At 65.0% G+C, this 25,118-nt stretch carries 19 protein-coding genes; 12 read left to right on the top strand and 7 right to left on the bottom strand.

The annotated features are described in order from the left end of the window. Positions 1 to 26: 26 nt before the first annotated feature. Genes V2L18_RS08835 through V2L18_RS08820 form a run of 4 tightly spaced genes read left to right on the top strand, consistent with a single transcriptional unit; the run spans position 27 to position 3,974 of the window. The gene (locus tag V2L18_RS08835; RefSeq protein WP_336177837.1) at positions 27 to 1,079 is read left to right on the top strand and encodes an acyl-CoA dehydrogenase family protein; all 1,053 of its coding nucleotides are present in this window, start codon (positions 27 to 29) and stop codon (positions 1,077 to 1,079) included. Then, a complete protein-coding gene (locus V2L18_RS08830; protein WP_336177835.1) occupies positions 1,076 to 1,837 on the top strand; it encodes an enoyl-CoA hydratase-related protein in 762 nt (253 codons plus the stop codon). The genes V2L18_RS08835 and V2L18_RS08830 overlap by 4 nt, the downstream gene beginning before the upstream one ends. 1 nt (position 1,838) lies before the next feature. Beyond that, positions 1,839 to 3,008, top strand: a complete 1,170-nt coding sequence (locus V2L18_RS08825) for an acyl-CoA dehydrogenase family protein (protein WP_336177833.1) — start codon at positions 1,839 to 1,841, stop codon at positions 3,006 to 3,008. Positions 3,009 to 3,056: 48 nt separating this feature from the next. Next, positions 3,057 to 3,974, top strand: coding sequence for an SDR family NAD(P)-dependent oxidoreductase (locus tag V2L18_RS08820; protein WP_336178275.1), 918 nt, complete (start codon positions 3,057 to 3,059; stop codon positions 3,972 to 3,974). Between the two features lie 163 nt (positions 3,975 to 4,137). Here the strand turns inward: V2L18_RS08820 and V2L18_RS08815 are convergent, their stop codons facing one another. Beyond that, a complete protein-coding gene (locus V2L18_RS08815) occupies positions 4,138 to 5,052 on the bottom strand; it encodes a LysR family transcriptional regulator (RefSeq protein WP_336177831.1) in 915 nt (304 codons plus the stop codon). Positions 5,053 to 5,255: 203 nt separating this feature from the next. Between V2L18_RS08815 and V2L18_RS08810 the strand changes: the two genes are divergently transcribed. The 4 genes from V2L18_RS08810 (at position 5,256) to V2L18_RS08795 (ending at position 9,909) form a co-directional block, all read left to right on the top strand. Further along, entirely contained in the window at positions 5,256 to 6,410 is a 1,155-nt protein-coding gene (locus tag V2L18_RS08810; RefSeq protein WP_336177829.1) for a TAXI family TRAP transporter solute-binding subunit, read from the top strand. A gap of 156 nt (positions 6,411 to 6,566) precedes the next feature. Further along, positions 6,567 to 8,597 (top strand): TRAP transporter fused permease subunit, encoded by a 2,031-nt coding sequence (locus tag V2L18_RS08805; protein ID WP_336177828.1) that lies wholly within the window; start codon positions 6,567 to 6,569, stop codon positions 8,595 to 8,597. Continuing rightward, positions 8,594 to 9,262, top strand: a complete 669-nt coding sequence (locus V2L18_RS08800) for a 3-oxoacid CoA-transferase subunit A (protein ID WP_336177826.1) — start codon at positions 8,594 to 8,596, stop codon at positions 9,260 to 9,262. The genes V2L18_RS08805 and V2L18_RS08800 overlap by 4 nt, the downstream gene beginning before the upstream one ends. After that, entirely contained in the window at positions 9,259 to 9,909 is a 651-nt protein-coding gene (locus V2L18_RS08795) for a 3-oxoacid CoA-transferase subunit B (protein WP_336177824.1), read from the top strand. The genes V2L18_RS08800 and V2L18_RS08795 overlap by 4 nt, the downstream gene beginning before the upstream one ends. Positions 9,910 to 9,959: 50 nt before the next feature. On the opposite strand, the gene ugpC is transcribed toward V2L18_RS08795, so the two are convergent. The 4 genes from ugpC to V2L18_RS08775 form a co-directional block, all read right to left on the bottom strand. Further along, positions 9,960 to 11,066: a sn-glycerol-3-phosphate ABC transporter ATP-binding protein UgpC gene (ugpC, locus tag V2L18_RS08790; protein WP_336177822.1), complete on the bottom strand. Its 1,107-nt coding sequence runs from the start codon at positions 11,064 to 11,066 to the stop codon at positions 9,960 to 9,962. 6 nt (positions 11,067 to 11,072) lie between these two features. Next, on the bottom strand, positions 11,073 to 11,966 hold the full coding sequence (locus tag V2L18_RS08785) for a carbohydrate ABC transporter permease (RefSeq protein ID WP_336177820.1): 894 nt from the start codon (positions 11,964 to 11,966) through the stop codon (positions 11,073 to 11,075). Further along, on the bottom strand, positions 11,963 to 12,835 hold the full coding sequence (locus V2L18_RS08780; protein WP_336177819.1) for a sugar ABC transporter permease: 873 nt from the start codon (positions 12,833 to 12,835) through the stop codon (positions 11,963 to 11,965). The genes V2L18_RS08785 and V2L18_RS08780 overlap by 4 nt, the downstream gene beginning before the upstream one ends. An 86-nt stretch (positions 12,836 to 12,921) precedes the next feature. Beyond that, on the bottom strand, positions 12,922 to 14,127 hold the full coding sequence (locus V2L18_RS08775; RefSeq protein WP_336178274.1) for an ABC transporter substrate-binding protein: 1,206 nt from the start codon (positions 14,125 to 14,127) through the stop codon (positions 12,922 to 12,924). A 210-nt stretch (positions 14,128 to 14,337) separates the two neighbouring features. Between V2L18_RS08775 and V2L18_RS08770 the strand changes: the two genes are divergently transcribed. Genes V2L18_RS08770 through V2L18_RS08755 form a run of 4 tightly spaced genes read left to right on the top strand, consistent with a single transcriptional unit; the run spans position 14,338 to position 20,405 of the window. Further along, positions 14,338 to 16,257 (top strand): AMP-binding protein, encoded by a 1,920-nt coding sequence (locus V2L18_RS08770; RefSeq protein WP_336177818.1) that lies wholly within the window; start codon positions 14,338 to 14,340, stop codon positions 16,255 to 16,257. Between the two features lie 3 nt (positions 16,258 to 16,260). After that, entirely contained in the window at positions 16,261 to 18,411 is a 2,151-nt protein-coding gene (locus V2L18_RS08765; RefSeq protein WP_336177817.1) for a hypothetical protein, read from the top strand. 18 nt (positions 18,412 to 18,429) lie between these two features. Continuing rightward, positions 18,430 to 18,687, top strand: a complete 258-nt coding sequence (locus tag V2L18_RS08760) for an acyl carrier protein (protein WP_336177815.1) — start codon at positions 18,430 to 18,432, stop codon at positions 18,685 to 18,687. Next, a complete protein-coding gene (locus tag V2L18_RS08755) occupies positions 18,684 to 20,405 on the top strand; it encodes a carbamoyltransferase C-terminal domain-containing protein (protein WP_336177814.1) in 1,722 nt (573 codons plus the stop codon). The genes V2L18_RS08760 and V2L18_RS08755 overlap by 4 nt, the downstream gene beginning before the upstream one ends. A 25-nt stretch (positions 20,406 to 20,430) precedes the next feature. On the opposite strand, the gene V2L18_RS08750 is transcribed toward V2L18_RS08755, so the two are convergent. After that, positions 20,431 to 22,041 carry a radical SAM protein gene (locus tag V2L18_RS08750; protein WP_336177813.1) on the bottom strand — a complete coding sequence of 537 codons (1,611 nt, stop codon included), beginning with the start codon at positions 22,039 to 22,041 and terminating at the stop codon, positions 20,431 to 20,433. Between the two features lie 66 nt (positions 22,042 to 22,107). Continuing rightward, a complete protein-coding gene (locus V2L18_RS08745; RefSeq protein ID WP_336177810.1) occupies positions 22,108 to 24,873 on the bottom strand; it encodes a tetratricopeptide repeat protein in 2,766 nt (921 codons plus the stop codon). Positions 24,874 to 25,118 lie beyond the last annotated feature (245 nt).

Genomic DNA, 25,118 nt, shown 5'->3' with positions numbered 1-25,118 from the left:
CGGAAAATCTCTTTAGGGAGCATGACATGAACCAGGTGGCGATGATCGGGGAGGAGCGTTTCGAGGCGCTGCGTCTCATCGTCGAAAGTGCGGCGGGCATTGCCCCGCGCACGGGCGATCTGAAAGCGGTGCGGGCCTTGCGCTTCGCCCGTCCCGGCATCGACCGCGCCCGCTGGCGCGAGATGGCGGAGATGGGATGGTTCGGCCTGCGCCTGCCGGAGGCGGAAGGCGGCGCAGGGCTCGGCATGGCGGAGGCCGCGGCGCTCGCCACCGAACTCGGCGCCTCGCTGCGTCCCGAACCGCTGATCGAAATGCAGCTCGCGCTCGATCTTCTCGCCGGTACGCCGACGGGACTGGCGGCTGACGCCGTCATCCTGCCGGCATGGATGGAGGCGCCCGACGCGCTGGTGCCCGATCCCGGCATTGCCGAAGCCGGAGGCCGCATTTCCGGCACACGCCGCTTTGTGCCGCTTGCGGCTGCCGCCGATGCGTTCGTCGTAGCCTCCGCCGAGGGCGCGTGGCTGGTCGCGGTCGATGCGGAAGGGCTGTCGTTCGATGCCGAAGACACGCTCGACGGTGGCCATACCGCCACGCTTACCTTGAAGGATGTCGCGGCGACCCGTCTGCCCGCGCCGGCCCCCCGCGCCTTCGAGGCGGCGACGCTTGCCACCGCAGCCGCCCTGCTTGGAGTAATGGAGCGCGCCTTCGCCATCACGCTCGATTATCTCAAGACACGCGTCCAGTTCGGCCAGCCGATCGGCAATTTCCAGGTGCTTCAGCACCGCGCGGTGGATCTCGAAATCGAGATCGGCATCACCCGGGCCTGCCTGCGCGATGCCGCCGCCGCCTTTGACGCGGGCGAGGACTGCCGCCGCATCGTCTCGCGTGCCAAGGCGCGGGCCTCGGACGCCGCGATGCTGATCACCCGTCAGGCCGTGCAGATGCATGGCGCCATCGGCTACACCGAGGAGGCCGATATCGGGCTCTTCCTGCGCCGCGCCATGGTGCTCGCCCCCCGCTTTGGCACCGCCCACGTCCATCGCCGCCGCTACCACGCCCTTTCGGAGGATCGGCCATGAGCCTCAGTTCCACGAACCGGGACGGTGTCCTGATCATCACTCTGGACGAGCCGGAGCGGCGCAATCCGCTCGGCCATCCGGTGCGCAAGGCGTTGGTGTCGATGCTGTCAGCGGCGGAAGCCGATGCTTCCGTCGGCGCGGTGGTTCTGACCGGTGCCGGCGGGCACTTCTCCGCCGGCGGCGACATCCGCGACCAGAAGAGCGTTGAAACCGTCATCGGCGCGCGCGACCGCTTTCTCGTCATCAAGGAACTGATCGGCCGCATGGTGCGCTTCCCCAAGCCGCTCGTCAGCGCGGTGGAAGGCTGGGCGGCCGGCGGCGGGCTGTCGCTGGCGATCGCCTGCGAAACCGTGGTCGCGGCCGATACGGCGCGCTTTGCCGCGAGCTTCGGCGCCATCGGCCTCGTTCCCGATCTCGGCATTCTGGCCACGCTTTCCGCCCGTGTGGGGCAGGGGCGGGCGCAGCGCATCCTGCTCGATGCCGCCCGCCTCGATGCGGCGGAAGCCCACCGGCTCGGCATTGTCGATCATCTGACGGGCGAAGGCGAAGCACTTGAGCGGGCGATGGAAATCGCACGCGAGGCGATGCGGGCGGCCCCGCTGCCGCGTGCCCTCATCAAGGACTACTTCGCCGCCGAGGTCGACCGAGCGCTCGATTTCGAACGCCAGGTCCAGCCCTTCCTGATGCTGAGCGCCGACGCCAAAGAGGGCCGCGAGGCCTTCTTCGAAAAGCGCGCGCCCGTTTTCCAGGGGAAATGACATGACGCAAGCCAAGCACTCGCCAGCCCCCTTCGAGGATCTGAACCCGCTCTCTGACGACGTCTTCCGCAAGACGGTGCGCGACTGGATCGCCGCCAACTATCCGCCGGAGCTGCGCAGCCCGGTGAAGCGCCTTCATGCAGACGAAGCCATGCCCTGGTATCGCATTCTGGCAGCTCAGGGCTGGCTCGCCCCCGGCTGGCCGCGCGAACACGGCGGCATGGGTCTTTCGCCGGCAAAGCTTCTCATCATGATGGAGGAGATGGAGCGCTACGGCTGCGCCCGGCTGCCCGATACCGGGCTCACCATGGTCGGCCCGCTGCTGATCGCCCACGGCACGGACGCCCAGCGCGACTACCACCTGCCGAAGATCCTGTCCGGCGAGTGCCTGTGGTGTCAGGGCTATTCGGAGCCCAATGCGGGGTCCGATCTGGCGGCGCTGCGCACCCGTGCCGTGCGCGAGGGCGAGGAATGGGTGATCGACGGACAGAAGATCTGGACCACGCTCGGCATGGACGCCGACTGGATCTTCGTGCTGGCCCGCACCGATCCGGAAGGCCCGAAGCAACGCGGCATCTCGTTTTTCCTGGTGCCGATGGACACGCCGGGCCTGAGCGTGCGCCCGATCGTCAACATCGACCGGCACGACGAATTCGCGGAAGTCTTTTTCGACGGCGTGCGCGTTCCCGCCGATGCGATCGTCGGCGAGGTCAATGCCGGCTGGACCATCGCCAAGAACCTGCTCGGCTTCGAGCGGCTGTTTCTGGGCTCGCCCAAGCAGGCGGAAGGCGCGCTCGATCATCTGGAGCGGCTCGCCGCCCATATGGGACGCGCTGACGAGATGGCGGAAGCGCTGTCGGGCCTGAAGATGGAGCTGGAGGACCACAAGTCCTTCTACGCCACCTTCGCCGATCAGGTGCGCCGCGGCGAGAAACTCGGGCCCGATGTCTCGATGCTCAAGATCAACCAGTCGACGCTCTACCAGAAGATCACCGACCGCATTCTCGATCTGGCGGGCGAGCTTGGCGCCTATGCCGGTGCGCTGCCGAATGAGACGACGCTCTATCCGGGCTCGGTGTTCCTGCAGGCGCGGCCCAGTTCGATCTACGGCGGTTCGTCGGAAATCCAGCGCAACATCGTCGCCAAACAGGTGCTCGGCCTCGGCCGATAGACAAGAACATCGCACAAGAAGAACGCATAAGAGGAGATATGCATGCCCATCGATCTCGGACTTGAAGGCAAGGTCGCCATCGTCACCGGTGCCGGCGGCGGCATCGGCCGCGGCATCGCGCTGGAATTCGCGAAAGCGGGTGCGAAGGTCGTCATCAACGATATCGGCGTCTCGCTTGGTGGCACCGGCGAACGGTCCTCTGCACCGGCCGAAGAGACGAAGTCCATGATCGAGGCGCTGGGCGGCGAGGCGGTCATCTCATCGGAAAGCGTGTCGGAATGGGCGGCGGCCCGGCGCACCGTCGAGATCGCCATGGATGCCTTCGGCCGCGTCGATGCGCTCGTCAACAACGCCGGCATCCTGCGCGACGTGATCTTCCACAAGATGGAACCGTCCGACTGGGAGGCCGTCATCGGCGTCCATCTGAACGGCAGCTTCTATATGAGCCGGGCTGTGGCCGAGGTGTTCCGCGCGCAAGGCTCGGGTGCCTTCGTCCACATGACCTCGACCTCCGGTCTCATCGGCAATTTCGGGCAGGCGAACTATTCGGCCGCCAAGATGGGCATTGTCGGCCTGTCGAAGTCGATCGCTCTCGACATGGCCCGCTTCGGCGTGCGCTCCAACTGCGTCGCGCCGTTTGCCTGGAGCCGGATGACGGATTCCATTCCCGCCACCACGCCGGAGGAACAGGCCCGCGTCGAACGCATGAAACGGATGACACCCGAGACCAACGCGCCGCTCGTCGTCTACCTCGCTTCCGCCGCCGCTGCCGACGTGACCGGCCAGATCTTCGCCGCCCGGCTGAACGAGCTGTTCCTGTTCGGTCAGACCCGGCCGGTGCGCTCCGTCCATTCCGGCGAGGGCTGGACCCCGGCGACGATCGCCGAGCGCGCCATGCCGGCATTGAAGCCGAGTTTCACGGCGCCCGATCGTTCCGGTGACATCTTCTGCTGGGATCCGGTCTGACACGAAAATGCCGAAAGGGAAGCGGTGTCGTCCGGTTTCGTCGATTTGTCGAATTTGGACGAAATTCGAAATTGGGCGCACTGATTTTCCAGGGTTTTTTCGAATCGACCAAAACATGCATAAATGCCGTTACGGCATAACGGATAGAAGAGGTATGCTGAAATTACAATTCTGTTCCGGGCCATTCGCCGTTGGTGACGAGCCGGCGCACGGTGGCGTTCAGCATGTCCAGGAACGGGCCGGTCAGCCGGCTCGTCTCCCGGTTGAGCGGCGTCCAAAGGACCAGCAGACGGTCGACCGACGGCGCGCGGATCGGGCGGGCGACGAGGCTGCCCTCGTTCACTTTTCGGAAGACGCTGACGAGCGGCAGGATGGTGCTTCCCGCCCCGCGTTCGACAAAGGAAATCAGCGTCGGCAGGATGTCGATCTCGACGCCGACGCGCGGCTCCACGCCGACCTCGCGCGCCGCATCGTCGATGAGCCGGCGCAGGCCGTGGTCCGGGCTCGGCAGGATCAGGTTCCGGTTGAGCGCCTCGCTCAGCATGAGCGGTTCCTCGGGGGCGCCGGCCGGTTCGATCAGAAACAGCCGTTCCATCAGCAGCGGCTGGCTGCGAACCAGCGGAACCCTGCGGCTCTGGTAGGTCACGCCGATGTCGATCGTGCCGCGCTGGAGCCAGTCCTGAACGTGTCCGGAAAAGCCGGAAACGATTCGCATGCGGACTTCCGGGTGCAGCCGCAGGGTTTCCGAGACCAGCGGTTCGGCAAGCACTTCCGCCACCGTCGGCGGCAGGCCCACCGTGATCGTGCCGCGCAGGCGATGGTCGCTCGCCACCACGTCGCGCGCCATGGCGTCGATGTCGTTGAGAATCTGCCGGGCGCGCTCGGCCATGGTGCGGCCCTCCGCGGTCGGCACCACGCCGCGCCCGTGCCGGCGCAGCAGGGCCACGCCAAGCTCCTGTTCCAGCGCCTGGATCTGGCGGCTCAGCGCCGGCTGGGCGATCTTCAGCCGCTCCGCCGCGGCCGTGATGCTGCCGAGGTCGACCGTCTGTACGAAGCTTCGCAGCTGCCGGAAATCCAATATGCCGTTTCCTTATGGCTGATATGTCGTTAGCGCATTTGATATATGAATTGCCGAACGACAGCGTAAGTCAAGGAAAAGCCCCCCGGCGGCCCCAGGGAGAGGGGACAGGGGGGAGGATAAGTTCAGAGCGTCGAAGCGCCGCCCGCGCACGTTTCGGCCAAACCGGATGCGACAAGACGCGGGATAAACGGGAGGAATACATGAAACGGAAATTCGCCCGGGCCCTGCGCCCGCTGTTGCTGGGTTCTGCCGTCGCCGGCCTGGTTATCACCGCCGCCGCAAGCACCGCCGGCGCCCAGGAATTGCCGAAAACGATGATCTGGACGAGCTACGATGTCGGCTCGGCCGGCTATGCGGAAGCCTCCGCGATCGCCGATGCCTTCGGCCAGAAATTCGGCACCAAGGTCCGCATCCTGCCGTCCGGTTCCGGCGTCGGCCGGCTGCAGCCGCTGCTCAAGGGCAAGGCGGACTACGGCTTCCTCGCCACAGAAACCTTCTTTCTGTCTGAAAGCGCTTACGATTTCGCGACACCCGAGTGGGGGCCGCAGAACCTGCGCGCCGTGCTCGGCCGCCCGGCCTCCATCTCGATGGTGACGGCGAAGGACGCCAATATCCGCAAGATTTCCGACGCCAAGGGCAAGCGCCTCGCCTTCGTCGCCGGCAATCCCTCGATCAACGTCAAGTGCGAGGCGATCCTTGCCTTCGGCGGCCTGACGCTCGACGACGTCGACGTGGTCATGTTCCCGACCTATGCGGCCGCGATGTCCTCGATGACCAAGAACCAGACCGACGCCACCTGCACCACGCCGACGACCAGCCAGCTCTACGAACTGGCCGAATCCCCGCGCGGCATCTACTGGGTCCCGCTTCCCGCCGACAACAAGGAAGGCTGGGCGGCGCTCGACAAGGTGCTGCCGATCATGAAGCCCTTCGAGGAGACCATCGCCGCCGGCCTGAAGGATGGCGAGAGCGTGCCGATGGCCGCCTACCGCTATCCGGTGATCGCCACCACCGCCGACAAGTCCGACGATGAGGTCTACGCCTTCATCAAGGCAATGGACGAGACCTACGATCTCTACAAGAACGGCACCGCGACCATGAAGCGCTGGGCGCTCGAGCAGTCCGGCCGGCCGCCGATCGACGTTCCCTTCCACCCCGGTGCGATCAAGTACCTGAAGGAAAAGGGCATCTGGACCGCCGAGGACGATGCCTGGAACAACAAGCGGATCAAGCGCCTCGATGCGCTGAGGACCGCGTGGAAGGGCTTCCTGCCGGAACACAAGGGCCAGTCCAAGGACGACTTCGCCGCCGCCTGGGAGAAGGCACGCCAAAAGGTGCTCGCCGGACTGCAATAATCCCGACCAGCTAACGGAGCATGGTGTCCGCGTTCGGGTGATCTCGCCCGAACGCGGACCGCTCCAGCGATCCGTGCAAGCGGCCCCCGTCGCTTGTGCGGTTTTTCCCCATCGACGCATGCTTTTTCGGATGCAAGAGCATTGGAAGGCTCCGCCATGACACACTCCGACACGTCCCCGGCCCGCGAACCGGAGAAAGAACAAGATGCCGGCGCCGCGCTTTCCAGCCATGCCGGCATGGGATTGTCCATGCCGTCTCCGCGCGCACGCCCGGCGGGGCTGGCGCGCCTTGCGGTTCTCGGTCTCGGCGCGCTCGGCGTCCTGCTGGCGCTCAATCAGGTCTTCCTGCTGAACCTGTTCGGGTTCCAGCCGCTGGGCAACAGCTACCTCTATTACCTGATCGGGATCTTCCTTTCGGTCGCCTTCCTCGTGGTGCCGGCCCGCACCGCCGACACCGGCCACACCCGCTGGTACGACTGGCTTCTGGTCGTGCTGCTGCTGCCCGCCTGCGGCTATCTGGGCTGGCACGGGCTCGACATCATCCAGCTCGGCTGGGAATACGACGCCCCGTGGCAGGCGGACCTTGCGTCCGCCATCGTGATCGTTTCGGCGCTGGAAGGCGTGCGCCGGGCCGGTGGTTTCGTGCTTCTGGGAACCGCCCTGTTCTTCGGCTCCTATCCGCTCTTCGCCGATCACATGCCGGGCTTTCTGTGGGGAACGTCCTACGGTCTTCTGGAGGCGATTCAGGCTCATGTGATGGGCGTGGAAAGCATCATTGGCATTCCCATGCAGGTGGTGGCCGAACTGGTGATCGGCTTCGTGATCTTCGGCTCGGTTCTCACGGTCACACGGGGCTCGGAATTCTTCATGGATCTCGCCTCCGCCCTTCTGGGCCGCACGCGCGGCGGGCCGGCCAAGGTCGCGGTGGTGGGCTCCGGCATTCTCGGCTCGCTGTCGGGCAGCGTGATCTCCAACATCCTGACGATCGGGCCGTTTTCCATCCCCACCATGAAGCGGATCGGCTATCCGCCCGTCTATGCCGCGGCCATCGAAAGCTGCGCCTCGACGGGTGCGACCCTGATGCCGCCGGTGATGGGCACCGTCGCCTTCATCATGGCCTCGTTCCTGGGCGTGCCATATGCGGACGTCGCCGCCGCCGCCTTCATTCCGGCCGTGCTTTTCTATCTGGCGCTGATCTTCCAGGTCGACATGTTCGCGGCGCGCCGAGGGTTGAAAGGCGCGCCGTCGGACGAGATCCCGGCGCTGCTGCCGACGCTCAAGCGCGGCTGGCCCTATCTCGCGGCGCTTGTCGTTCTGGTCTATGTGCTGATGGGGCTCCGGCAGGAAACCTATTCGCCTTATGCCGCCTCCGCCGTTCTGCTGGTCGCGACCGCCTTCCGCAAGCACACGCGGGTAACGCCTGCCCGCGCGCTGGCGCTGCTCTATGACATCGTCAAGAACATCGCCGGTCTGGTCGCGATCCTGGCCGGTATCGGCCTCATTGTCGGCGGGCTTTCCTACAGCGGCGTTGCCGGCGCCTTCTCGCGCGAACTGCTGCTCTACGCCGACGGCAACGTGGCGTTGATGCTGATCGCGGGTGCGGTGACGAGCTTCGTTCTCGGCATGGGGATGACGGTGAGCGCCTGTTACATCTTCCTTTCCATCCTGCTTGCCCCCGCGCTCATAGATGCCGGCCTCAACCCGTTGGCGAGCCATCTCTTCATCCTCTACTGGGGCATGCTCTCCTACATCACGCCGCCGGTGGCGCTTGCCGCCATTACCGCGGCGAGCCTTGCCAATTCCCCGCCCATGAAGACCGGTGTCTATGCGATGCGGCTCGGCGGCATCCTCTTCATCCTGCCGTTCATCTTCGTCTATGACCCGGCGCTGATCATGGAAGGCGGCTGGGGCGAGATCCTCGGCCGGGTGGCGCTTTCCGTCGTGGCGATCTGGGCGATGACGACGGCCCTCGAAGGCTGGCTCTACGGTGTCGGCAGGCTCGCGGCCCCGTTGCGCGTCGGCATCGGTGCGGCCGGTGCCCTGGTGCTGCTGCCCGATCTCTACACCGACATTGGCGGTTTCGGCCTGATGGCGGTCGTGGTCATCGCGGCGATACTGATGGCGGGGCCTGAAAAGCACAGGGGCAAACAGAACGACAGCAAGCAGGGGGCAGGAGCCGCTTCATGATCGACAAGCGTGTAGCGAGTTTGAAAGAGGCCGTGTCGGCCGTCGGCGAGGGGGCCGTGGTGATGATCGGCGGGTTCGGTTCCGCCGGCATTCCCTTCGGCCTGATCGACGCTCTGGCGGAGAGCGGCGTCGGCGGGCTCACCATCATCTCCAACAATGCCGGCGCGGGCGAGGAGGGCATCTCCGCCCTGCTGCGCGGCGGGCAGGTGGCGCGCGTCGTCTGTTCCTATCCGCGCACACCCGGCTCGATCTGGTTCGAGCGGCGTTACGAGGCCGGTGAGGTGGAGCTGGAAATCGTGCCGCAGGGAACCCTTGCCGAGCGCATCCGCGCGGCCGGCTCCGGGATCGGCGGTTTCTTCACCCGCACCGGCTACGGCACGAAACTCGCCGAGGACAAGGAAACCCGCATCATCGACGGGCACGGTTATGTCTTCGAAAAGCCGCTTCATGCCGATATCGCGCTGATCCGCGCGGAAGCAGCGGACCGCTGGGGAAACCTGCGCTACCACGCCACCGCGCGCAATTTCAATCCGGTGATGGCCACCGCCGCGCGCCACACGATCGTCGAGGCCCGCGTGGTTCTCGACGAACCGATGGCACCCGAAGAGGTCGTTACCCCGGGCATCTTCGTGGATGCCGTGACGAGTTACGAGGTGCGCCCGTGAGCACTCTTTCGCTGAACCGCCTGAGCGACGACGATCTTGCACGCCGGCTGGCGCAGGACATCCCCGACGGGGCCTATGTGAACCTCGGCATCGGCATGCCCAACAAGGTCGCGCGTTTCGTGCCGGAGGGGCGCGAGGTGATGTACCAGACGGAAAACGGCCTGCTCGGTGTCGGCCCTTCGCCGGCCGATGGCGAGGCTGATCCGGAACTGATCGATGCGTCGAAGAAGCTGGTGACGACCATCCCGGGCTCTTCGTTCTTCGACCACACGATGAGTTTCTCGATGATGCGCGGCGGCCATCTCGATATCGCGGTTCTGGGCGCCTATCAGGTGGCGGAGAACGGCGATCTCGCCAACTGGGCGACGCTCGATGAAAGTCATCCGCCGGCCGTCGGCGGGGCGATGGATCTGGTGGTCGGCGTGCCGAAGATCTACGTCATCATGCGCCACGTGAACCGCGACGGCAGCCCCAAGCTGCTCACCCGCTGCACCTACCCGCTGACAGGACCGGGCGTCGTCAGCCGCGTCTACACAGATCTTGCGGTGCTGGACGTGACCGACGAGGGGTTCAGGCTCGTCGATCTTGCACCGGGCAACACGCTGGAGGGGGTGCAGGCCGTGACGGGTGCGCGGATTTTGAGCTGAGGACGCGTCCCCAGGATGACAAGAGGCGAGTGTACGGCCCGTCCTGCCCCTTACATCCGCACGCCCGTCTCTCGGTCGAACAGCTTGGCCTTGGCCATCTCGACCTCGAAACGGTAAGGGGCGCCGACGGGGGCCTCGTCCTGCGGGCGCACGCGGGCGATCATTTCGGTCTCGCCGATGGTGAAGACCAGCATCGTGTCCGGTCCCGTCGGCTCGATCACGTCGATCGGCCGCTCGAAGACGAACCGGTCGGGACCGGGAAGCTCGGAACCGGCGGCGAAGATCGTCTCCGGCCTGAGGCCGAGGACGACCTCGTGGCCGTCATCCGCCTTGATCCTGTCCGCGATTTCGGCTGCGACCGGAAAGCGCAATCCCGTCGCATCCCCGAGCGGTGCGACGAACAGGCCGCCGTCGCGTACCAGTTTTCCCGGGAGCATGTTCATTGGCGGCGAGCCCATGAAGCCGGCGACGAAGAGATCGACGGGATCCTCGTAGATGGTCGCCGGATCGGCGAACTGGCGGATGTGGCCGTTGTCCATCACCGCGATGCGGGACGCCAGCGTCATCGCCTCGATCTGGTCGTGGGTGACGTAGACGATGGTCTTGCCGAGGCGCTGGTGCAGCTTCTTGATCTCGGTGCGCATCTCGATGCGGAGCTTGGCATCGAGGTTCGACAGCGGCTCGTCGAACAGGAAGACCTCCGGATCGCGCACCAGCGCCCGGCCCATGGCGACGCGCTGGCGCTGGCCGCCGGAAAGCTGGCCGGGCTTGCGGTCGAGCAGGTGGTCGATGTGCAGCATTTCAGAGACCTTGGACAGCGCCGCGCGCTGTTCGGCCTCCGGCACCTTGCGTGTCTGCATGCCGAAGGTGATGTTGTCGCGCACGTTCTTGGTCGGATAGAGCGCGTAGGACTGGAACACGAGTGCGATGTCGCGATCCTTCGGCGGCACGGTGTTGACCCGCTTGTCGCCGATCATCACGTCGCCCTCCGAGATCGTCTCCAGGCCGGAGATCAGGTTCAAAAGGGTGGACTTGCCGCAGCCGGACGGGCCGACGAGAACGATGAACTCGCCGTCCTCGATCTCCAGATCGATACCCTTGAGAACCTCGGTGCTGCCGAAGCGCTTGAAGACGTTCCTGAGACTGATGCTGGCCATGGTTGCCTACTCTTTCACAGCGCCGGCGGCCAGACCGCGGACGAAATACTTGCCGGCGACGATGTAGACGAGCAGCGTCGGCAGCGCCGCGATGATCGCGGCGGCCATGTCGACGTTGTACTCCTTCACGCCGGTGGAGGTGTTGACGAGGTTGTTGAGCGCCACGGTGAGCGGATTGCTGTCGCCGATGGTGAACGCCACGCCGAACAGGAAGTCGTTCCAGATCTGGGTAAACTGCCAGATGATGGTGACGACCATGGCGGGCAGCGCCATCGGCATCATGATCGAGAAGAAGATGCGGAAGAAGCCCGCGCCGTCGATCTTGGCCGCGTTGACGATGCTGTCGGACACGCCCACGAAGAAGTTGCGGAAGAACAGCGTGGAGAAGGCAAGGCCGTAGACCGTGTGCACCAGGATCAGCCCGAAGACGGAGCCGGCGAGGCCGAGCATGCCGAGCGTGCGGGCCATCGGCAGCAGCACCACCTGGAACGGGATGAAGGCGCCGAACAGCATCAGCGCGAAGATGATGTTGGCTCCCCGGAAGCGCCATTTGGTAAGCGCATAGCCGTTGAGCGCGCCAAGGAAGGTCGACAGCAGAACGGCGGGCACCACCATCACCACCGAGTTCCAGAAATAGGGCTTCAGCCCGTCGCAGCGCACGCCGACGCAGGCCGTGTCCCAGGCCTTGGACCATGCCCCCAGGGTGGGCGCATCGGGCAGCGCCATCAGCGATCCGGTGCGGATTTCGGCCACCGTCTTCAGCGACGTGGTGATCATCACGTAGAGCGGCACGAGATAGTAGAGGCAGAACAGCACCAGAAGCGCATAGAGCAAATAGCGCAGGAAGCGCTGCCTGAGCCCCGAGGCGCGCACGATGCCGGAGGAGTTCGCGGCGCTCATCGGTTCGTCTCCCTCAGTTCGGAATAGAGGTAGGGCACGATGATCGCGAGGATGGTCGCCAGCATCATCACCGCACTCGCCGCCGCCGTGCCGAGTTCGGAACGCTGGAAGGCGAAGGAATACATGAAGGTCGCCGGCATGTCGGTGGCGTATCCCGGGCCGCCGTTGGTGAGCGCGATGACGAGGTCGAAGCTCTTGATCGACAGGTGGGCGAGGATGATGAAGACCGAGAGAAACACGGGCCTCAGGTTCGGCAGGATGATGCGGGTATAGGTGCGCCACGGCCCCGCCCCGTCGATCGCCGCCGCCTTCAGGATGTCATCGTCGACGGACCGCAATCCGGCGAGAAACAGCGCCATCGCATAGCCCGAGGATTGCCACACGCCGGCGATCACGACGGTGTAGATCGCCATGTGCGGATTGACCAGCCAGTCGAAGCGGAAGTCGGTGAAGCCGAGATCGTGCACCACCTTTTCCAGCCCCAGCCCCGGATTGAGGATCCACTTCCAGGCCGTGCCGGTGACGATGAACGACAGCGCCATGGGATAGAGGAAGATCGTGCGGATCGCGCCTTCGGCCCGGATGCGCTGGTCGAGCAGCACCGCCAGGATCATCCCCAGCGCCGTGCAGACGCCGATGAACAGCACGGAGAAGACGAACAGGTTGGTGAGCGCCACGTACCAGCGCGGGGTGCTCCACAGCCGCACGTACTGGATCAGACCCGCGAAATCATAGTTGGGCAGGATGCCGGAGCGGGTGAACGAGATGTAGACCGTCCACGCGATGAAGCCGTAGACGAAAAAAAGGCTGACCGCGAATAGCGGCGAGACCACCAGTTTCGGCAGCCAGCGCTCCAGCAGGCGTCCCATTGCGATCTTTTCTCCAGGGGAGGTTGCGGGGCGGGCGGAAAGGCCGGGACGTTTCCGTCCCGGCCCGTTGCCTTATCCGATCGCCGCTACTGCTGCGCGCGCTTTACCGCGGCGGCCAGCGTCGTCACCGCGTCCTCGGAGCTCATGTCCGAATTGAAGAAGTTGGTCACGAGGTCGAGGAATTCGCCGCGCACCGACCGGGAAACGGCCATTTCGTGCGCCATGGAGGGAACCAGCGTGTCGTTCTTCACCGCGGCAATCAGATCCTCGTGGGACTTCTTGGCGCAATCGTCGAACTTGTCGAGCGCGACGTCGGTGCGCGCCGGGATGGAGCCCTTGGCGAGGTTGAAGGTCTCCTGAAAGCTCGGCGACATGATCAGGCTCGCCAGCACCTTCTGGCCCTTGATCTTGTCGTCGCCAGACACCTTGAAGAAGGTGAAGCTGTCGGAGTTGAGCACGAAGCCCTTGCCCGGCGTCGCAGCACAGACGAAATCCTTGCCCGGCACCTTGCCGGCGGCCAGGAACTCACCCTTGGCCCAGTCGCCCATGATCTGGAAGCCGGCCTCGCCGCGCATCACCATGCCGGTGGCGAGGTTCCAGTCGCGGCCGGAGAAGTTGTCGTCGACATAGCCGCGCAGCTTGCGCAGCTGATCGAACGACTTGACCATCGTGTCGCTGGTCAGCGCGTCCTGATCGAGCTCCACGAGCGCCTTGCGGTAGAAGTCGGCGCCGCCGATGCCGAGCACCACATCCTCAAACAGCGTCGCGTCCTGCCAGGGCTGGCCGCCATGCGCGAGCGGCGTGATGCCGGCCGCCTTCAGCTTGTCGGCGATGGCATTGAACTCGTCCCACGTGGTCGGCATCTCGGTCACGCCGACCTTGGCGAGCACTTCCGGATTGGCCCAGAACCAGTCGACGCGGTGGATGTTGACGGGCGCGGCGACATATTTGCCGTCATATTTCATGATCTTGGCGAGCACCGGCGGCAGCACGTCGTCCCAGTGCTCCTTGTCCGCCACGTCCTGAACATCGTTGAGCGCGCCCTGTTCGGCCCATTCCTGGATGCCGGGGCCCTTGAGCTGAACCGCGGTCGGCGGGTTGCCCGAGACGACGCGGGCGCGCAGCGCGGTCATGGCCGCATCGCCGCCACCGCCGGCGATCGGCGAATCGACCCACTTGCCGCCGTCGGCCTCGAACGCCTTCTTCAGCTCTCCCACGGCCTTTGCCTCGCCGCCGGAGGTCCACCAGTGCAATACCTCGACCGTTCCGTCAGCCTGCGCGAGGCCGGGCATGGCGAAGGCCGCGACGACGGTCGCGGCAAGGAGATTCTTGAATGAGTTCATTGGACGTCCCTCGATTTTCCTGGTCCCTGGCGGTTGGCCTATAGTGGCCGCGACGCAGTATCGGTTCGTTCCGGCCAGGGTCACAATGTCGTAGAGTTGCGGCAAAATGGGCGCTTTGTGGGGAATAACACGAAATCACGGCGTTATGAACTTTGACGCATGCCGGAGAGTATATCGCTTGCCCCCGTGTATCGCCACCCGGCCGCGGCCTCCTCGTTGCCTTGCAATCTACTCTGCCGCTGCCCGGCCGCAAGACCGCGTTCACATCGGGCAAGGGCTGAAACGATCGGGGGACAAGCCCGCACGGAACGGCGAAAGCGGGACCGGCGTGATAAGCGTAGCGAGTGCCGGCGAGGTGTCGGGACCGTCGCGCTCCGGCGGAACGGACGTCGCAATCTGAGGGGGAGCCTGATCGTCGTGCCCAGCGAGATCGCACGCCGTTTTCTTGATGTCTGTCGGCAGCGACGGGACAGGGAGATCCTTTGCACCTTGAAGCGCGGCAAGGAGGAGTTGCGGTTCACAGGGGGCGGCCTCGCCGAAGCTGCCGAAGCCCGTGCGGCGCAGCTCGGCAATATGGGGGCGGGGGTTTTGGTGTTGGCACTGCCGCCAGGTCCTGTGTTCCTGACGACCCTGTTCGGCTGCCTGCTGGCCGGCATCACCGTGGTGCCCGTTTCCCCGCCGCGCCGCGGCAGCGCTTCCGACAGGCTCACCCACATCGTGCGCGATTGCGGGGCTGCGGCCGTGCTCTGCACGTCGGTGCAGGAGCCTGCCATACGCGAGGCGCTTGCCGGGATTGAGACGCCGGTCGTGGTGCTCGCCGATGCGCCGGAAGAAGCGCTGCCGTCGATTGGTTCCGCCCCGTCCAAGAGCCTGCCCGCCGCCATCGTGCAATACACGTCCGGTTCGACGAAGGATCCCAAGGGCGTCCTAATCACGGGCGACAACATTCTCGCCAACTGCGATCTGGTGATGCGTTCCTGGCAGATGGATGAGCGCTGCCGGTTCGTGAACTGGATGCCGCATTTCCACGACATGGGGTTGATGGGCGGCATTCTCTACCCGCTTCTGAGCGGCGGCTTTTCCGTCCAGATGAGCCCTTACGACTTCGTGCGCAGCCCGCGGCTGTGGCTCAAGGCCATTTCCGATTGGCGCGCGACGTTCAGCGGCGGACCGGCCTTTGCCTTTGCCGATCTCGTCAAGCGCGTGTCGGCGGACGATCTCGATGGGCTGGATCTCTCCACCTGGGAACGCGGTTTCTGCGGGGCCGAGCCTGTTCCACCCGGATTGCTGGAGGCGGTCGCCCGGCATCTGGCACCGGCTCGGCTGCGCCGCGAGGCCTTGTTCTCTTGTTACGGCATGGCAGAAATGACACTGTTTGCCGCCGGTCTTCCCGAGGATGCGGGGCATGAGGGGAACGATAGGCCGGCGCCGTCCCATGCCTGCCGTGTGAATGGCGAGCTTGCGGAAGGCCTGAGGATCGTCGATCCCGATACCCGCCGCGAGGTCGTGCCGGGCGCAGAGGGGGAGATCTGGCTGAAGGGACCTTCGAAGGGGCTCGGTTACCTCAATCTGGCCGACGAGAGCGAGGCCGCGTTTCGCGCTCGCCTGGAAGACGGGGCGGAACACGAGGGGGACGGCCAGACGGATGCGTACCTCAGAACCGGCGATCTCGGCCGCATCGAAGGCGACCGGCTTTTCATTTCCGGACGCTCGAAGGACATTTTGATCAGCCATGGACGCAAGATGTCGGCGGCCGAAGTGGAATGGGTGACCTGCGCCCCGCATCGCGCGCTCAACCCGCTGGCCGCGGCCGCCTTCATGGCCGATGACGGTGCCTCGGGCGAGGCCGTTCTCGCGGTGGAAGCCGCTGATGGCGGCGGCATGCCCGAGGATCGCGAGGCTATCGAAAGTGCAATCCGTGCTCTTGCCCTTGGCGAATGGGGCCTCACCTTCACTGCAGTGCATATCGTTCCCCGCGGCCGTCTGCCACGCACGACAAGCGGCAAGATACGGCGCAGGCAGGTGGCGCAAGACTTCCGAAACGGGCTATTCGACAGCATGTCCCGGAAGAGGTGTTGAGACGTGGTCGCAATCGAGAAGAGCAAATGGAAAAGCCGCGAGCAGCGGGTCGACGATCCCGACCTGATCAAGGAGATCCTGCGCTCGGCGGTGATGACGCCCGGCGATTACGCGCCCTATCTCGATCAGCTCGAGGCGCGCGGAACGCGGCTGCCGCACTTCCGCGCGATGATCGAGCACAGCTTCATTTTCCTGTCGGGCCAGGAGCACCGCGCGCTGCGCCGCCGGGTTGCATCGTTCTTTTCCCATTCCGCCATTGAGCGCTGGCGCCCTCAGATAAGGGCGGCGACCGAGACAGGATTTGAGCGGCTGCGCAAAGCGCACGATCCCGACCTCGTGCGCGATTTCGTCGAGCCGGTCTTCGGCGATGTCATTGCCGACTTCGTCGGCTTTGACGGCGACGATCGCAACGAGCTGGTGAGGCTCATCGGTTGCGCCAACAACGCGACCGAACCGTTGCTGCCGCTCTCCGAACTGAAGCGCATCGACGCGGCGATGGGAGAATTGGCCGATCGCCTCGTTCGCTCCCGCCGCCCGGAAGGATCGCTGATCGCCTTCCTTGCGGGCGATGACCCGGAGCTCGATCCGCTGGGCGCCGACGTCAACATCGCGATCTCCGCCGCGATCGCCGCCTACACCATCGTCCAGACGATGTCGTTCGCCCTTCACGGCCTGTTGCTGCGTCCGCGCGAGGCCTGGGACGAGATCGGCGATCTTTCGAAGGCCGCGCACACGCTGGAACTCGTCGTCTCGCTCTACCTGCCGACGCTGATGCTCGGGCGGGTGGCGGAGAAGGACGCTGAAATCCGGGGATGTCCTTTTGCGGCCGGCCAGACGATCATCCTCGACATGGTGGCGGCGAATGCGGCGTTGCGGGCGCGGACGGGTGAACGTACCGCGCACATGTCGTTCGGTGCGGGCGTCCACAAATGCGTCGGCGAGCCGCTCGGGCGGGCCTTCATCGAGGAGGTTCTGCCGCGCCTCGCCCACACCTTTCCGGGCCTTGCGCTCCACCGCGATCGCATCCGTCCGCATCTGACGTCGATCCTGCAATGTCCGACGACGCTGCCCTGCGTGCTGGCGCCAAAGAACGAACGGCTCAACGCGCGCATGGTCGAGATCCGGTCCAAGGCGGATGCGCGGGCGATCGTCAACGACGACGCAACCTTCATGCCGCCGCCGATGGTGGAGCATCTGGAGGCGCTGCAGGAGAAATCGGGCCGGAACCTCGCGACCGCCATTACGGTTGCGCGCAACGCCCCGTTCTTTCTTTCAGGTCCTCGGCACGAGGCGCTGCGCCGGCTGGTCATGGATCAGCTCGGCGGCAACCGGATTGCCGCCTGGCAACCGCACTGGCAAAACGTCGCCGAAGAGGCCGCATGCGGGCTCAATGGGCGGGCGAAGGTCGATCTCGTCGCTGATTTCACCGAGGCCGTGTTCATGGCCGCGGTCAAGCCGGTGCTGGGGGTGAGAGCCGCCGACGAGGCCCGGTTCGACGCGCTTGCGCCGAAGATCCAGGAAGTCCTGCATCCGTGGCTGGCGATGCGCGACCTGTTGCGCATCCAGGATGTGATGGGCGAACTGCTGGAGCTCATGGTCCCGCCAGGGCAGGCCGCGGACAGGCCGCCGCCGCTTCTGGGCGCGCTCATGGCAGACATGCCCGACGGGCTCGATGCTTCGGATCTGAAGGCGCTGGTGCTCGTTCTATACGGGGCGAGTTTCAATGTGCGCCATACGCTCGCAAACGTGCTCTATCACATCCTCGTTCTGCCGCCCGAAGAGCGCCGTTTCGCGCGTGATCGGGAGGCGTTCGAGAAGCGTCTCGATGGCTTGATCGCGCTCTGCGCCGCCACCAAGTACATCTACCGGGTGGCCCGCAAGCCTGTCGAGGTCGGCGGCGAGCGGCTGGAGGCGGGAACGACGGCGCGGTTGCAGCTCCTGTCGATAAACCGGCACGAGCCGGTCGGCCACCTCGCCTTCGGTCACGGGTTGCACCGTTGCCTCGGCGCGGCCATGGCGCGCCAGATCCTTCGCGTGGCGGTCCCCGCACTTTTTGCGCGCCATCCGGAGATTGCGCTGGACCCGCAGCGACATCGTTATCTAGAGATGTCACAGACGGTCGCGCTCGAACGTCTTCCCTGTATTCTTCCCTGATATCGCAAAGAAAAACAGATGACCGAAAACGCCACACGCAATGACGTTGCCGCATTCCTGACCCGAAGGCTTGCCGAGATCACCAAGCGGGATCCGTCCGCGATCACCGGCTCGTCGGTCTTCGTGGAGATGGGGCTGCAGTCCATCGATGCGGTTCTGCTGTGTGGTGAGGTCGAGGACACGTTCGGCATCGAGCTCGACCCGGCTTCGATCTTCGAGCACGACACGCTGGACAGCTTCCTCAAGCACATCGACGAACGGATCGCTGCCCAGTGACCTTGCGGCCAACGACCTTCCGACCCGAGACGACCTGGTATCTCGGCCTGTCCACCTCGGGCCATGATCCGGCCTTGGCGATTGCCGATGAGACCGGACGGATCCGGTTCGCGGAGGCGACGGAGCGGTTCGTTCAGGACAAGCGCGCCTGGGGTATCGCCCCCGACCACGTCAATCATCTGGAACATGCGCTGAAGGTCTGCGGCGCAGATCCCGAGCGCGATCGCTTCGTGGTCGCGACCTCGTGGAAGTCGGTCAAGGCCGCGCTCGACATTTCCGTTCACGACGCGATGCTGCCGGCCACCGACACGTTGTGGATACGTGGCCTGCAGGCCGGGCTGCAGGCGGGCGCCGGCACCAACCTGTTGCGGCTCGGCGTGGAGGACGCGCGGCGAGAGACGCTTCATTTCGACCATCACCTCTGCCATGCGGCCACTGCGGCCTACTTCGCACCCGTCGATGACGCGGTGAACCTCGTTCTCGACGGCGAGGGGGAAGTGGGAGCGGCCTCGCTCTTTTCGATGTCCGGGCGCCGCCTGACGCGCAAGTGGCGCTCCTGGGGGCCGGGCAGTCTCGGCACTTTCTATGCGTGGCTGACCTTTCACTGCGGCTTCGACTGGCGGCTCGGCGAGGAATGGAAGGTCATGGGTCTTGCGGCCTATGGCACGGTGCTGCCCGACCTGATGAACGAATTGACGGGTCTTCTGTCGGCCGATCGCGGACGGCTGAAATTTACCGATGACCGCACGATTGCCGCCATCGATGCGCTAACGCGCGCCCATGCACGTGCGCCGGGCGCGCCCGTTATGGACGGGGCGGATCTCGCGGCAACGGGGCAGGCGGCCTACGCGGCACTCGCCGATCTGGTGATTTCGGCGGTTCGCGAGGATGGCGTGCCGGATCTGCTTCTTTCCGGCGGCTGTGCGCTCAACTCGTCCTACAACGGCACCATCGCCGGCCGGCTCGGTTTCGAGCGGTTGCACGTCCCGCCTTGTCCGGCGGACGACGGCAACGCGATCGGCGCGGCGCTGCTGGCCTTCATGCAGGACCGCGACGAGGAAGCCGTGCCGCAAAGCCCCGACGCCTCACCGTTTCTGGGCACCACGCCGGAGCGGGCGCTGGAGCGCAAGATGATGTTTGCGGCCAACGGCCTCGTCGTGGCGAACGTTGCGGGACGGTCTGCGGATGTGGTGGCCGGGCGCCTGTCGCAAGGCCGTGTCATCGGCGTGATGCGGGGCGCGGCGGAATTCGGCCCGCGCGCGCTCGGCCACCGCTCGATCCTTGCCGATCCGACCTATCCCGGCATCAAGGATCGCATCAACGCCGAGATCAAGGGCCGCGAGCCCTACCGCCCGCTGGCGCCCGTTGTGCCGGAAGCCGAGGTCGGCGACTGGTTCGAGCGGCCGCAGCCTTCGCCCTACATGTCGGTGACGCTGCCCTGGCGCAACGCGGTGCGCGACCTGGTGCCCTCGGTGGTGCATGCGGACGGGACGGGGCGGCTGCAGACCGTTTCGCCGGAAACCCAGCCCTGGATGAGCGGGCTCCTGGAAGCGTTGCGTCGCACGTCCGGCGCGCCCGTCGCGCTCAACACCAGCCTGAACGTCATGGGCAAGCCGATTGCCCATTCGGTGGAGGACGCGCTGGCGATCCTTGCCACCACCGGCCTCGATGGCGTGCTGTGCGAGGATTTCCTGGTCGAGAAGCCGGTCGTCGACTGACCGGTTCCCACAAGGCGCTGGGGGCTCAGGCGCAGCGCGCCATGGCGGCCTCGTATTCCATGCTTTCCAGCCGGTGGTCGGTATAGCCGCGGCCAAACGGCGGGGCGGGCATCTCACCCCACGCCATGTCGAACATGCCCGTTTTCGTCAGGTTGGACAGGATGGCGAGATAGCGGAACAGGATCTCTGAGACCGCCCAGCCGTTTTCCGGACGCTTGCGGGAAAAGGCCAGGCTGCGATCGATCAGCGAGCGAACGTCCCAGTCCATGGTCATGGCCTCGCGCAGAACCGCGGAGGTCATGCGCGCAACCGCCGGCCGCGGCGGGCGCTTGTGATTCTGCCCGCGCCCGATCCACGGCGGCGGCGCCAGCATGTCGGCGAGCCGTTCCAGCCGGTGAAGGAAGTTCTCCGGGTGATAGAGGCGGCTAATCAGCCAGCGCAGGCCGATATAGAGCTCGGCGCGCGACATTTGTGCGGGCTCGAAATTCGAGGTGAAGTGGCACGGTCCGAAGGAATCGTCGTTGACGAGCCGGCCCGCGGCCCGCATTTCATCGAAAAGTGGGGTGCTGATCGGCGCAACCAACGGGCTCAGCCGCGGCGTGCCGCTCGGCAGTGCCATGGCGAACTCGAACTGCCGTTCGAAGGCGGAAAGATCGTCGCTGTCGAAGCCGACGATGAAGGCCGCTTCCACCCGCACGCCAGCCTTGATCGATGTCTCGCACTGGCCGATGAGGTCGAAGCCCTTGTTCGGCACCTTGTCGCATTCCTCAAGCGCGGCCGGATCGTTCGACTCGATCCCCATGTAGGCGGTCAGGAGCCCGGCCCGGTAGCACGCCTCGAGCATGCTGGCGTGCTTGGTCATGTTGATCGAGAGCTGGGTCTGGAAGGTCACGAAATCGCGGCCCTCGGCGCCGTTCCACTCCTCGATCGCGGCCAGGATCTCGGTCGCCTTCTTGCGGTTGGCCGAAAAATTATCGTCAGTGATCATGATGGACGAGAAACCGAGATCGTAGAGAGCCCGGATCTCGTCCATGACCTGGCCGACCGGCTTGTAGCGCTGGCGGTTGCCCAGATACTGGATCACGTCGCAGAAGTTGCAGGTGAACGGGCAGCCGCGGCTCGTTTGGACGATGCCCGTGGCGAGCCTGTCCGTCGGGTAAAGATCCCATCGCGGAGCCGGAGACAGCGACATGTCCACGCCGGGGCCGTTGTAGTGCGGCTTCAGCGTCCCGGCTTTCATGTCCGCGAAGAAGCGCTCCGCGATGCCTTCCATCTCGCCGGTGAACAGGCAGTCGCAACGGCCACGAAAGAGATCGGGCGAGAGCGTGACATGCGGCCCGCCCATGACGACCGTCTTTCCCCGGGCGCGGAATTCGTCCGCGATCCACAGCGCTCGGCGGGCCTGGCCCACATTGGCGGTGACGCCGACGACCTCGGCGTCCGTGTCGAAATCGAGGGGTTGCGTCACCTCGTTGCACAGCTCGATCTGGATATCCCCGGGCGCCATGGCCGCGATCGTCGCAATCGCGGTCGAGGGGTTCATCTCGTACCCGCCGATCGACGCGTCGAACGCGTTCAGCGGGCTGATCTGTTCGTTTTCGGTCTCATAGCGTGGTGCGATGAGGAGGAACTTCACTCGGCTTCTCCGTTGCGTCCGTCTGGTTTCCTTCGCCTGCGCCGCAAGAGTATAGAGACATTGTCATCATTTGAATAACTCCAGACTGTTCACGAAGGAACGCCACCGTAAAGCCCAACCGCGCAACAGTTCGCTGCGCCGCTCCTGGCGTCCGACGGTTTTCTCCGCATGCCTGAGAGCTGCCGGTCCGAACCCGTTGAGCAGAAAATACCGCCAGATGGCAAGACTGAGCGACTGGTTCTCCGGTCCCGACGTCAGAACCTTCGCGAGCTCGTCGAGATAGCTTTGCGCCCAGCGGGCGCACCACGTGCCCTCCGGCTCGTCTGGTTCAGCCATGGGCAGCTGCGCAACATCGATATGGATCTTTCCCTTGCGCCAGATTGGCTGGACCCAGAAGGTGGGGATCCGCATCGCCCGGCTGATCTTCGGAACCGTATCCAGAATGGGGTAGGGAAAACCGAAAAGCCGGCCGACCGCGAGCGAGGTGGGGTCGTGCATCTTGACAGTGCCGATCGGAAGGTCCGGCAGGGAGTAGATGGAGTTGCCCTGCCTCAGGTTGCGGATGATCTCGACGGCGGTCTCATTTCTTTGCCCCCCGTAGTGAATGGAGCGACCTTCGGTCAATATTGCCCAGTCTTTCTGAAAGGGCTGGAGCAAGTAGCGCAGGCTGTCGTATTGCTCCACGAGAAAGGGGAGCATCGCGGGGCCGGAATGGCTCGTGACGATAAGGGTGGGGAGCCTGTCGCGCATCCGGTCCGTCAATGCGCTGTAATCGTCTTCAAGCTGCAACTGCCTGGGAGGGTCGATGAAGTGCGGGGCGCGTCGGATGATGTCCGCCGTGTTCTCTGCGTCGAGGATCGTACGGCGCCAGGTCTCGAAATGCCGCGAAGAGTTGCCGCTCAGCATCCAGGCGATCCAGAATCCGGGAAGCAGGACATCTCCGGCCACGGCCTTCTCGTCATTGAGATCAAGGAGACGCTCCAGCCTTTCTTTTGGCTGAGGTTGCGGTGATTGCCGTGTGGCGGTGGGACGATGTGGCGACGAGACGGCCTCCACCTCTCCGGTCAGGAGGCGCCTTTCAAACGCGATCTTGTCGCTTTTATGCAGGTGCGGCGGGGCGTTGCGGAGCAGGTCCGATGCCTGCTCGTTTCTGCCTGCCAGGAACATGTTCTTGGCGAGCTCGATATAGTCGGTCTCCGACACTGCCGCCGGGTTTTCCGCCCGCCCGACATTGATGTCGAAATACCGATCGATTTCGCCGCGCAACTGCAAAATCGTATTGTGCAGCCGGATCGTGGCCCGGTCGACCGGATTGCTTTCCAGAATCCGAAGAGCGCTCGTTTCGGCTTCGTCGAAACGAGCCAGTTCGAAGGCGGCCCGGGCGCGCAATGCCGTCAGGGCGAGGTTTCTCGGTTGCGCTCTTTCAAGGGAGGCGACAAGGGGATAAAGCGTCTTCCAGTCAAGGACGGTTGCGAGGACTTTCGCTCTCAGGGCCGAGACGGTGACCGCCGGAAGGCACGCCGCCTTGCGGTCGAGAAGGTCGTTCAGCCCGTTCAGGATCGCATGCACCGCGTCACGGTCGCTCGTTGCGTTTCTGAGGACGAAGAGTACCGCTTCCACCTCTGCATCGGGGACGGCAGTGCCCCCGGCGACGTCAAGGTGCCCGCTTGCTGCGGCTTCGAAGTCGCCTCTGTTCACGGCGATCCTTGTGAGCGCGCGTCGCACAGGCAGGGCGGTTCGCGCGTGCACGGGCAACGCGTCCAGAACCCGGTCACGCGCCTCGTCATCCCCCATGTCCAGACAGAGGTCCAGCAATGTCGCCCAAAGCGGCGGCGCATCGGTGAGGGTTGCAATCGCCGTCTCCGCAAAGGCGCGCGCCTCGGGGAGGTCGCCGGCCAGGCGATAGGCCCTGATCAGGCAAAGCGCGGTGCGCACTGTCTGGTCGCCCTCAGACCATCGCGTCCGAAGTGCCGGCAATGCGCTGTCGATCCGGCCCAGCGCGACATCGCTCTCCAGTCGGGCGAGCTGAAGCGCCGGCGTTTCCGGTCGGGCATCCGTTAGAAGACGGTCGCTTTCGATCAGGAGCCCCGCCTTTCGCAGGAGCATTGCTCTGCAAATGAGAAGGGGCTGCGATCGGGGAAGAGCAGACAAGGCCTCATCAGCTGCCGAGAGGGCCTCTTCCAGCAGCAGGAAATGGGCATGCGTCTCGATACGCTGAAGCCAGGCCGTCTGGTTTTGTGGCTCGCGCTCAAGGACCGCCGCGGCCGCCGCGAGGCTCTCTTCATATCGGCCGGCTTCACGTAATGCCTCGGCAAGCTCCAGTTCGATTTCCCCGCGCTCGGGAGCGTCCGGTGTCATTCCGTCGAGCAACGCCGACAGGCTCGCGGCGCCTTCGTCGGGACGGCCGAGCTGAACCAGCAACCGGCCCTTTTTCAGCTGCATCCTCGTATTTTTTGACGCCAGAGCTCCCGCCTGTTCGATGGTCGCCAGCGCGATCTCCCGCCTGTTGAAGTGAATGTTGGTGTCGGCATGTACACGCAGGGCGGGAATGCTGGTCCGGTCGAGTTCGATCGCCCTGGCGCTTGTCGCGAGGCTTGTGTCGCATTCGCCGGCCAGGCGCAATGAGATTGCAAGTTCGAGCATTACGGCGATGTCGTTGGGGAAACGTCGCAACACATCACGCAGGAGCTCAATGCTCTGCGGAAGCTTGTCTTCCCGGCGCAGGGCCACGGCACTATCGATTTCCTCTCCGGGCCCTCTGTCGGGCTCGGCGTTCGCATGCCGTCGTGCCGGTTCGGATCTGGGATCGCTGATCGGTTCGTCCTGTATCATGTCGGATCGGGAGTTGGCCCCCGCCGCGCGCAATCACGTGATGCCTCGGTCACTGGCTTCGCGCGAGGTGCAGACAAGTTCGGTCGGATCCGGTAACCGCCTACGGTCTTAATCTGGAAGCCGCGGGGCCAAGGTGATGCGGGAGAAAAGAAACGGATCCAAATCAATGTCTTGAGTCAATATTCATTCGGCGCAAGGCCACCTGAATCAGTCTGCCGGCTCGTAGGGCACTTTTCAATGGGAAA

This window comes from Breoghania sp. JC706 (assembly GCF_037026715.1).
GTDB lineage: Bacteria > Pseudomonadota > Alphaproteobacteria > Rhizobiales > Stappiaceae > Breoghania.
The sequence above is the reverse complement of the archived record's forward strand: the minus strand, read 5'-3'. Positions and strand labels throughout refer to the sequence as shown.